The following is a 9,965-nucleotide window of genomic DNA, read 5'->3' on the forward strand; positions in this document are numbered from 1 at the left end:
TCTTACTTTTGGTCGAGCCGCCACGCACCATCCCAATCCGCGGCCGGCGGGTTGAGCTGAAAATTCTCGACACGCTTGGCTAGCGCCGTGGCCGGTCCGTCGCTGGGGACCGCTTCGAGCGCCGCATGAAAGGCCAGGCGCGCATCGTCCCAGCGGCGCTCCCGATAGGCGGCGAGACCTTCGGCATATCGCTCCCGCAACGCCAATTGCTTGTCGGTGAGCTCGCCCTTGCGCCCCAGGATATCGAACACTGCCTGGGGAACGGTCTGACCGGCAACCACCAGCCGATCGATCTCGCGGGATTCGACCGCATCGCCGGCCGCCGTGATCGCCACCTCCGAAACCAGCGAATGACTGCCATAGACCTTGTTGGCGTTCTCCAGTCGCGATGCGAGGTTAACCGCATCACCCATCACCGTGTAGCTCATCATGAATTCCGAGCCGATGCTGCCGACCAGCACTTCACCGGTAGCAACCCCAATGCGAACGTCGCAGTCGCTCGGCACGGTGCGTATGCCGAGCAATTCAGGCAACTCCCTGCGCAGCGCCGTACCGCGATCGGCCATCTCGACGGCAGCGAGGCAGGCCAGACGCGCCTGCTCGCTGTGCTCGGTAAAGGGAGGCCCCCAATAGGCCATGATCGCGTCGCCGATATACTTGTCGATGATGCCGCGATGGCTGCGGATCGGCTCCGACATCGTCGACAGGTAGTGGTTCATCACCTTGACGAGGCCCTGGGGCGTCATACCCTCGCTGAGGCTGGTAAAGCCCTGCATGTCGCAGAACAGCACGGTCATCACCCGCCGCTCGCCGGCGCCGGCAGTCAGCGATCGCTGGTCGATCAACCCTTCCACCACGCGCGGATCGACGTAGCGGCCGAAAGTCTCGCGCAGGTGCTCCTTGTGGCGCAGTTGCTCGACCATGTTGTTGAAGGCGGTCGTGAGCTGGCCGATTTCGTCGCGCGTGGTGACGTCGATCGATCCGTCGAGCCGGCCGGCCTCGACGGCGCGGGTGCCGTCCAGCAGCCGCCGCACCGGGCGAGTAATACCGATGCTGACAAAAAACGCGAACGTCAGTCCGAGGATGGCCGCAAGCATCGTCACGATCGCGGAGATGACAATCGCGCGCTGCTGATCCCGCATCGTCACGGCCGCATCGCTGCGGACCTGCTCCAGCATGTCGTGCCGGATTTCCTCAATCTTGCGATTGAATTCGTCGCGAAGCGCGTCGGTTCGAACAAGGCTGGCCCGTACCTCCGGCATGTTGCCGGAATCGAGCTGCGGCCAGATCCGCCTATGCTCTTCGTCCAGATAACGGCGAAGGTCGCTCGTTATGGTCTCGATCCGGTTTTCGATCCGTCCGAGCTTGGCGTCGTCGGAGACGGTGGTCGGATCCTCAATGATTGCAATGATCAGGGCGCGGGCGGCCTGTGCCTCCTGGTCGATCTCCCTGCCCTTCGCCTCATAGATGGTTTGCTGATCTGCAAAAGCGGTCTCGTCCGGCGGCGTTTGTATCTTGAGGAATACCATCCGGCGAACCACCACCGCTTGCTCCAGGGAGCGGACGTTCATTCGCGCCAGATGCCCATATGCTTCGACATATTTGGTCGTCAGCTCATCGAGCTGATGCGCAATTTTTCGCGTCATCACCGTCGACAGCGCCGAGATGATCACCATCAGAAAGATCAGCCCGATGGCGATGCCGAGGATTCGCTTGCGGATGGTCGGTCGCAGCATCGAGGTATATTCTAGAACCAGGGACATGTTGGGAAACGGATGAAGGCAACAAAAAGCGAAAGCCCGGCTGATCCGGCCGGGCTTGATGTTTAGCGCGCGCCGGTGAATTAAGCACGTTCCGGCGCGTTAAAATTGACGATAGTTTTGGGGCTTCCGTCCCCGCTATACCTTCCAGACGCCCACAGGCTGACGCACGGCTACATTGAGCCTGTTCCAGACATTGATGTTGGCGATCGCCAGAATCAGCGCCGAGAGCTCCGCCTCGTCGAAATGCTTGTCGGCCTCACTCCAGACCTCGTCCGGCACCGGATCGGCGCGGTCGCTGATCCGTGTCAGCGCTTCCGTCAACGCCAGGGCCGCGCGCTCGGCTTCGGTGAAATAGGGCGTGTCGCGCCAGGCGGCTACCGCGAACAGGCGGTCGTCGGTTTCGCCGGCCTTCCTGGCGAGTTTCGGGTGCATGTCGACGCAGACGCTGCAGCCGTTGATTTGGCTCGCCCGCAGGTGCACCAGCTCAAGCAGTTTTTCCGGCAGGCTGTTCTTGGTCAGGTCGCCCAGCGCCTGCAGCGCCTTCATGGCGTCGGGAACGACCATGACGGGATGATTCATTCGGGCTTGCATCATTTTGCGCTCCATATGGTTGGTTCTGTTTTTGACGCGGCGGCGCCGATTTGCTGTCACATCGGCGCGCTTTCGTTCGTCATCACCATGACGGAACGCGACATGGGAATGTGACCGATGGACGAGAAAAAGTTTCTGGCTGAGAAATTCGAGGCCAACCGACCCCATCTGCGGGCGGTGGCCTACCGCATGCTGGGTTCGACCAGCGAGGTCGATGATGCCGTGCAGGAAACCTGGCTGCGGCTGAGCCGTTCCGATACCAGCGCGGTCGAAAACCTCGGGGGTTGGCTGACCACGGTCGTCGCCCGCGTCTGCCTCGACATGCTGCGCTCGCGCAAATCGCGGCGCGAGGAACCAATGGGTCCGCACGTGCCGGAACCTGTCGCCGATGACCAGCATGGGCGGGACGCAGAGATGGCCGACTCCGTCGGCGCAGCGCTGCTGGTGGTGCTGGAAACGCTCGCGCTTGCGGAGCGGCTTGCTTTCGTGCTGCACGACATGTTCGCGGTGCCGTTCGAGGAGATCGCGCCCATCGTCGGCCGCACGCCGGCCGCGGCACGGCAACTGGCCAGCCGCGCCCGTCGCCGGGTGCAGGGCACGCCGCCGCCGGATCCCGACTTCGGCCGGCAGAAAACCATCGTCGAGGCCTTCATCAAGGCTTCCCGCGAGGGCGACTTCGAAGGGCTGCTCGCGGTGCTCGATCCCGAGGTGGTGTTCCGCGCCGATTCCGCCGCGCAGCGACTGGGCTCGTTCGCGGAAATCCGTGGCTCTGCTGCAGTTGCCGAAGTCTTCAAGGGACGCGCACAAGCCGCCAAGCCGGCGCTGGTCGACGGTGCAATCGCGCTCGCTGTCATTCTCGGAGGGCAACTGCGCATCGTGGTGCGGCTGACGATCAGTGGCGACAGGATCTCGGCGGTGGAAGCGGTGGCCGATGCCGAGCGGATTGGCCAGTTCGACGTAAGCCTGCTCACGTGAGCGACGTCATCTTTGTTGCGGAGAACACGATCGCCTGAACCGGCATCCGGCCGGGATCGCCGAATTCGCGGCGAAACGCCTGCGCCATCGTGTCGGCGATCTGGTCCGGATCGACGCCGCCGCGCGCCCGGACCTGATCGATCAGCGGATTACCATGGACGGCTGCCCGCGCGAAGGTCGCGACGTCAGGGAGTTCTCTTACCTGCCTGATCACGGCAATGCCGATGTCGCCGAAGCCAGCCGTGATCAGCATCTCCTTGATCGGATCGATCTGGTGGCAGGAGAACGGCACGTTGTAAAACTGCGGCGGGTCGGTCGCGAAGAAACGGCCCGCCACTTCATGCGCGATCCGGCCGAACGGATTGTAGCGGTGAGAGTCCCAAACGCTGAGCACGTAGCGGCCGCCGGGCGCGAGCACACGATTGGCCTCGGAAAAGGATTTTGCCTGGTCCGGAAAGAACATTAGGCCGAACTGACAAACGATCGCATCGAAGCTTGCATCGGCGAATGGAAGCGCGACCGCATCGGCGGGCTGGAAGGCGACCTGCTCGCCGGTCTGAAACTTGGCGCGGGCAATATCGAGCATCGGCGGATTGAAATCGGTCGCCGTCAGTTGGGTATCGGCCGGCAACGCATCGCGTAACTTGCGCGTAACGATGCCGGTGCCGGCCGCCGTCTCCAGGACGCGCGCCGGGCGGCCAGCCGCGACGCGTTGCGCAATGTCGGCGGCATATTCGACGAAAATGACCGGTCCGAGGCCCTGATCGTAATAATGCGGGATGCTGCCCGTGAAACTCGCGGCATTGTCCATGATCAATCCTCCGATCACGCGCCCCGTCGAAATATAGCCTGCCGGGCGCGCGGCAATTGTGAGTTTCCCCACAGCCCCTTGACGCAGCCAGGGCCGGTCGCTAATTTCTGAATTCGGAATTCCGTATTCCAAAATGGGACGACCGGCATGATCCCCGTGGATCCACTCCCCAACCTGATCGACCAGGTCTATGCCCGGATCCTCGAAGCGATTACCGATCGTTCGTTGCCGCCCGGGCATCGCATCCGGCAGAACGAGCTTGCAGAAAAGCTCGGCGTATCGCGCCAGCCGGTGTCCCATGCGCTGCATCTGCTGCATCGGCAGGGGCTCGTCGCCGAAAGCGGCCGCCGCGGCTTTGAAGTCATCCGGCTCGATCCCGAACGCATCCGCCAGCTCTACGAAGTGCGAGGCGCGATCGACGCGCTGGCGGCAAAGCTCGCGGCTGGGCGGGCGAGAGCCGATGCTTCCGGGCGCGCGCAGCTCGAGGCGGCGCTGCAGGCCGAGCGGAGCATCGGCAAAGACACGCCGCTTTCGCGGCTGATCGCCCTCGACGTCGATTTTCACAGCGCCGTCTATCGCCTCGCGGGCAATCCGGCGATCGAGGAAATGATCGCGCCGCAATGGCCGCATATGCGCCGCTCGATGGCGACGGTGCTGGCAGAGCTCGATTACCGCGAACGCGCCTGGGAAGAGCATGAGGCGATCGCCGCGCAGATTCTCACCGGCAACGCCAGGGCGGCGGAGGCCACAGCGCTGGCGCATGCGCAGACGGCCGGGCGGATGACTGAGGAGAGACTGAGGGCGACGGATAGAGCGGCGTAACAACGCGCGTTCGTTCCGGGGCATGCGAAGCATCGAACCCGGAATGACAACAACAAGAACCAAAGGAGGAAACACCATGAAACTGACGCCACAGCAGATCGAATTCTTCAACCGCGAAGGCTGGCTGTTCCTGCCGGAGTTGTTCAGCCCGGAGGAAGTGGGTTATCTCGCCCGCGAGGCCGTCAGCATCTACGACGCCAACCGCCCGGAGGTGTGGCGCGAGAAGAGCGGCGCGCCGCGCACCGCCTTTGCCGCGCATCTCTATAACGAGGCGTTCGGCGCTCTCGGCGCGCATCCACGCATGATCGAGCCGATCGAGCAGATCTTCGGCGAGAAGGTCTACATGCATCAATTCAAGATCAACGCCAAAGCCGCCTTCACCGGCGATGTCTGGCAGTGGCATCAGGATTACGGCACCTGGAAGCGCGACGACGGCATGCCGGAGCCGCGCGCGATGAACATCGCGATCTTCCTGGACGAGGTAATGCCGATCAACGGCCCGTTGATGCTGGTGCCGAAGAGCCAGCACGCCGGCGACCTCAAGGCCTCGCATGATCTGGAAACGACGTCCTATCCGCTGTGGACCCTGGATGAGGAGACTGTCACCCGGCTGGTGAAGGAAGGCGGCATCGTCGCGCCCACCGGCAAGGCCGGCGGCATGCTGATGTTCCACGGCAACCTGGTGCACGGATCAAGCGGCAACATCACGCCCTACCCGCGCAAGATCGTCTACCTGACGCTGAATGCGGTCTCGAACTACATCCGCACCCCCACGCGGCCCGACTACATCGCGCATCGCGACTTCACGCCGATCCAGACGGTGGACGACGACGCGCTGCTGCGGCTCGCGCGTGCGCATCGGCAAGCCGCGGAGTGAGGCTCTCTCGTGCCCCGGACGCAGCGCAGCATGAAATGATGCGCTGCTGAGGCGGGACCCACGCTATACTTTCCCATCGGTCCCGGCTCTGCGGAGCAGCGTTGCCGGACGATGCTTCGCATCGCCTAGGCTGCACCGCGTCCGGGACACGTTTCAGATAGCTTGTCGGATTTCTCATGAACCTCCACCACCTTCTCAATGCCCGATTGGCGGCCGGCAAGCCGGTTCGCGTCGCGCTGATCGGCGCCGGAAAATTCGGCTCGATGTTCTTGTCGCAGGTGCCGCATACGCCGGGACTCGAAGTGCCCGTCATCATCGACATCGATCGCGATCGCGCCCGCGAAGCCTGCCGCACCGTCGGCTGGGATCAGGCGCGCATCGCGCGGACGGTCTTCACCGACGACGGCGCGCGCGCAATCGCCGACAGCGCAGTGGACGTCGTGGTGGAAGCTACCGGTAACCCGGCCGTCGGCATTAGGCATGCCCGCGCGGCCATTGCGGCGGGCAAGCATGTCGTGATGGTCAATGTCGAGGCCGACGTGCTGGCCGGGCCGCTACTGGCGCAGGAAGCGCGCAAGGCTGGCGTGGTCTATTCGCTGGCCTATGGCGACCAGCCGGCGCTGACGGCGGAGATGGTGGATTGGGCGCGCGCGACGGGCTTTCGCGTCGTCGCCGCCGGCAAGGGCACCAAATACCTGCCCGCCTATCATGACGTGACGCCGGACGGCGTCTGGCAGCATTACGGGCTGACGGCGGGCGAAGCGCAATCGGCCGGCATGAATCCGCAGATGTTCAACTCGTTTTTGGACGGCACCAAGTCCGCGATCGAAATGGCGGCGATCGCGAATGCGACCGGACTGGACGTGCCGTCGGACGGGTTGCTGTTTCCACCTTGCGGCGTCGACGATCTGCCGCATGTGATGCGGCCACGTAATAAGGGCGGCGTGCTGGAGAAGGCCGGCCTTGCGGAAGTCGTCTCGTCGCTGGAGCGCGACGGCCGTCCCGTATTCCGGGATCTGCGCTGGGGCGTCTATGTCGTGCTGGAAGCACCGAACGATTACGCTGCCGATTGCTTCAGGCAGTACGGGCTGAAGACCGACGCATCAGGCCGATATGCGGCGATGTACAAGCCGTATCATCTGATCGGACTTGAGCTGAATATCTCGATCCTCTCGGCCGCGCTACGCAACGAGCCGACCGGTCAGCCGCATGATTTTCGCGGCGACGTCGCGGCGATTGCAAAACGCGATCTGCGCGCCGGCGAAATGCTGGACGGCGAAGGCGGCTACACCGTGTGGGGCAAGTTGATGCCGGCATCGAAAAGCCTCGCCGCCGGCGCGTTACCGATCGGGCTTGCTCATCGCGTCAAGCTGAAGAACGACGTCGCCCACGGCGAGGTGGTGCGCTGGATCGATGTCGAGGTCGATGAAAACAGCGACACCATCAAGACGCGGAGGGCGATGGAAGCGGCATTCTCCACCAGACGATGATCACGCGGCGCGCGTCGGAAACAAGTTGCAGCCGAAAACTCCACTGCGCTGCGCATGCACTTCAGGTCGAATGATGGGCGCTGTCCTCCGCGCCTGCGCGGCGGAATTACCGCAATGCGGCAATCCGATTAACCAGTACTGCATCTGGGCCGCTCGATATTCAGGCAGCTCTTCGCACTTGCGGCTAACCAGAACGCTTGATTATCAATCACCAATTCGTCATCCTGCCTTCAGGTCCACAAAGCCGGGAAAATTGATTGCAGCACCAAGAGCCTAGGTTTCAGGGCCCACATTCCTAAACAACAGTCCGGCACCGCCCATCGGAAAACCAGAGAAGACGACGTGAGATCGTTGTCCCTTGGTCGGTCTCGACGATAACAGAGGGGAGACAAATGAAACGTCGTGATTTCTTGAAGGTGGGCGGCGTCGGTCTTGCCGCGAGTGCGGTTGCCGCGCCAGCGATTGCGCAGTCCAACCCGGAGATAAAGTGGCGCTACACGGCAAGCTGGCCGAAGGCACTCGATACGCTGTATGGCGGCTGTGAATATTTCGCCAAGCGGGTTGCCGAAATCACCGACAACAAATTCCAGATTCAGGCGTTCGCGGCCGGCGAAATCGTGCCCGGTCTGCAGGTGCTCGACGCCGTCTCGAACGGCACCGTCGAGATGGGCAACACCGCGCTTTATTACTATTGGGGCAAGAACCCGGCGTTCACCTTCGGCACGTCGCTGCCGTTCGGCCTCAACACGCGCTCGCATATTTCCTGGCTGCGCTTCGTCGGCGGCATGGACATGCTCAACGACCTCTTGAAGGAGTATGGCTGCATCGGCCAGCCGACCGGCTCTACCGGCGCGCAGATGGGCGGCTGGTTCCGGAAAGAGATCAAGTCGATGGATGACTTCCGGGGCCTCAAATTCCGCGTCGGCGGTTTCGCCGGCACCATCATCGCCAAGGTCGGCGGCGTGCCGCAGCAGATCGCGGGCGGCGACATCTATCCGGCGCTGGAAAAGGGCACCATCGATGCGGCCGAGTGGGTCGGCCCTTACGACGACGAGAAACTCGGCTTCGTGAAGGTCGCGAAGTACTACTACTATCCGGGTTGGTGGGAAGGCACCGGCCAGGGCCACAACATCATGAACCTCGAAAAATTCAACGCGCTGCCGAAGCATTACCAGGCCGCGATCGAGACCGCGTCCTACGATACGTTCACCTGGGTCACCGGCAAATACGACTACGTCAATCCGCCGGCATTGAAGCGGCTGTTGGCTGCGGGCGCGATCCTCAGACCGTTCCCGCAGGAAGTGCTCGAGGCTTGCTACAATGCCGCCAACGGCATCTACGCAGATCTCGCCAAGAACAACCCGCACTTCAACAAGATGTATACGAGCCTGTCGGCGTTCCGCAACGAGTCGCTGGCATGGAATCAGGTGGCTGAGCTGAGCTACGACAGCTTCATGATGCGAATGCGCACCCGCACCTGAGGCGCACTACCGCTGACAAAAAGGAAGCCCCGGAGATTTCTCCGGGGCCTCTTCGTTGAACGGGTGGCTCTCTAATCTTTACGCGTTTTCTTCACGCGAACCGGTCCACCCTCGGATCACGTCCGAGGGCATGCCTCGCTTGAAAACGCTTGCGGCTTACTCTTCGCCCTCGCCGAGCGCCTCGGCGAGCTTGTCGTAGTATTTCGCGACGAGATCGATGTTGCCCTTGTTCTCGATTGCCGGCGGCGGCGACTTCAGCGCCTCATTGAGATCGGCCAGCACTGCCTTCTTGTCCTTGGCCGGCATCTTCTTGTCGGCCTGGACCTGGGAGATCTGTGCTTTGAGCACGGCTTCGGCGCCGACGAACTTCTTCGTCGCCGGATCGAAGCCGCCGAGCACCAGGCTGATGTTGTCGACGACGGTGTTGTATTCGTCGTAGCTGGCAAAGCCGTGCTTTTTCGCGACGGCGTCGAGTTGCGCATCGATCTTCGGGTCGGGCTTGGCGTTGTCGGGGATCTTATCGGTGATCGCGTCGACATCCTTTTGCGCCGCTAGCACGCTCTCGATCTGCTTGTCGGTCAGCGCGATCTGCTTGATGGCGGGGACCTCCTGCTGGGCAGGCGGCGGCGCGGCCTGGGCAGGAGCCTGCTTCGGCGGCGCCTGCTTGGCCTGCGCCAGCACCTCGCCGCTGGAAACGGCCGATAAGGCGAGCGCGAGACAGGCAGTGCTCAAGGCAACGGCGGCGGGGCGAAAGATCTCACGCATGGGGCGCTCCTTTGAGAAATTAGACAGTGTTCGGACCTCGTCCAAGAGGTATGGGAACCCGGCTGAATGGCTTGTGAACTCGGGCGGAAGCTGATGCCGAATCGTGGCCGAATGATCACGACTCGTTCAGAGTTTGGTGATCGTGGCGCTCTGCCCGGCTACCGTTTTATCCCGGCATGGAGACTCTGAAGGCACGCGTTTAGCTTCGCGATCGAGCTTCACGATAACGACGCTGCCGGCTCCTCAAGCGAATCCGAGGCCGCCGATGATTCACCCCCACCATCGAGCGGCGCAACAAGATTTCGATCGAGGAGGGACGCCGAGATCTACGCTTGCCGCGAGCGGCAGCCCAGACCGCCCACAGCAACGCGGGTACGCAAGTCCCGTACG

The 9,965-nt window shown here is 62.8% G+C and carries 9 protein-coding genes; 5 read left to right on the forward strand and 4 right to left on the reverse strand.

The window, feature by feature from the left end; genetic code table 11:
* Positions 1-2: 2 nt before the first annotated feature.
* Together V1278_RS34285 and V1278_RS34290 are read right to left on the reverse strand one after the other, a co-directional pair.
* Positions 3-1,763, reverse strand: coding sequence for an adenylate/guanylate cyclase domain-containing protein (locus tag V1278_RS34285; protein ID WP_334383758.1), 1,761 nt, complete (start codon positions 1,761-1,763; stop codon positions 3-5).
* Positions 1,764-1,898: 135 nt separating this feature from the next.
* Positions 1,899-2,354 carry a carboxymuconolactone decarboxylase family protein gene (locus V1278_RS34290; RefSeq protein ID WP_334366549.1) on the reverse strand — a complete coding sequence of 152 codons (456 nt, stop codon included), beginning with the start codon at positions 2,352-2,354 and terminating at the stop codon, positions 1,899-1,901.
* Between the two features lie 117 nt (positions 2,355-2,471).
* On the opposite strand from V1278_RS34290, the gene V1278_RS34295 reads away from it, so the two are divergent.
* Entirely contained in the window at positions 2,472-3,329 is an 858-nt protein-coding gene (locus V1278_RS34295) for a sigma-70 family RNA polymerase sigma factor (RefSeq protein ID WP_334383759.1), read from the forward strand.
* On the opposite strand, the gene V1278_RS34300 is transcribed toward V1278_RS34295, so the two are convergent.
* Positions 3,322-4,140, reverse strand: a complete 819-nt coding sequence (locus tag V1278_RS34300) for a class I SAM-dependent methyltransferase (RefSeq protein WP_334383760.1) — start codon at positions 4,138-4,140, stop codon at positions 3,322-3,324. The genes V1278_RS34295 and V1278_RS34300 overlap by 8 nt on opposite strands.
* A 147-nt stretch (positions 4,141-4,287) precedes the next feature.
* Here V1278_RS34300 and V1278_RS34305 point away from each other — a divergent pair, with 147 nt between their 5' ends.
* From V1278_RS34305 to V1278_RS34320, 4 genes are all read left to right on the forward strand, one after another.
* Positions 4,288-4,962, forward strand: coding sequence for a GntR family transcriptional regulator (locus V1278_RS34305; RefSeq protein WP_334383761.1), 675 nt, complete (start codon positions 4,288-4,290; stop codon positions 4,960-4,962).
* A gap of 76 nt (positions 4,963-5,038) precedes the next feature.
* Positions 5,039-5,839, forward strand: a complete 801-nt coding sequence (locus tag V1278_RS34310) for a phytanoyl-CoA dioxygenase family protein (protein WP_334383762.1) — start codon at positions 5,039-5,041, stop codon at positions 5,837-5,839.
* Between the two features lie 176 nt (positions 5,840-6,015).
* Positions 6,016-7,329, forward strand: coding sequence for an NAD(P)H-dependent oxidoreductase (locus V1278_RS34315; RefSeq protein ID WP_334383763.1), 1,314 nt, complete (start codon positions 6,016-6,018; stop codon positions 7,327-7,329).
* 392 nt (positions 7,330-7,721) lie between these two features.
* Complete coding sequence (locus V1278_RS34320) at positions 7,722-8,810, forward strand: TRAP transporter substrate-binding protein (protein WP_334383764.1); 1,089 nt, start codon at positions 7,722-7,724, stop codon at positions 8,808-8,810.
* Positions 8,811-8,966: 156 nt separating this feature from the next.
* On the opposite strand, the gene V1278_RS34325 is transcribed toward V1278_RS34320, so the two are convergent.
* Positions 8,967-9,575: a hypothetical protein gene (locus V1278_RS34325; protein ID WP_334383765.1), complete on the reverse strand. Its 609-nt coding sequence runs from the start codon at positions 9,573-9,575 to the stop codon at positions 8,967-8,969.
* Positions 9,576-9,965 lie beyond the last annotated feature (390 nt).

Origin of the sequence: Bradyrhizobium sp. AZCC 1577, from assembly GCF_036924575.1 — a bacterium.
Classification (GTDB): domain Bacteria; phylum Pseudomonadota; class Alphaproteobacteria; order Rhizobiales; family Xanthobacteraceae; genus Bradyrhizobium.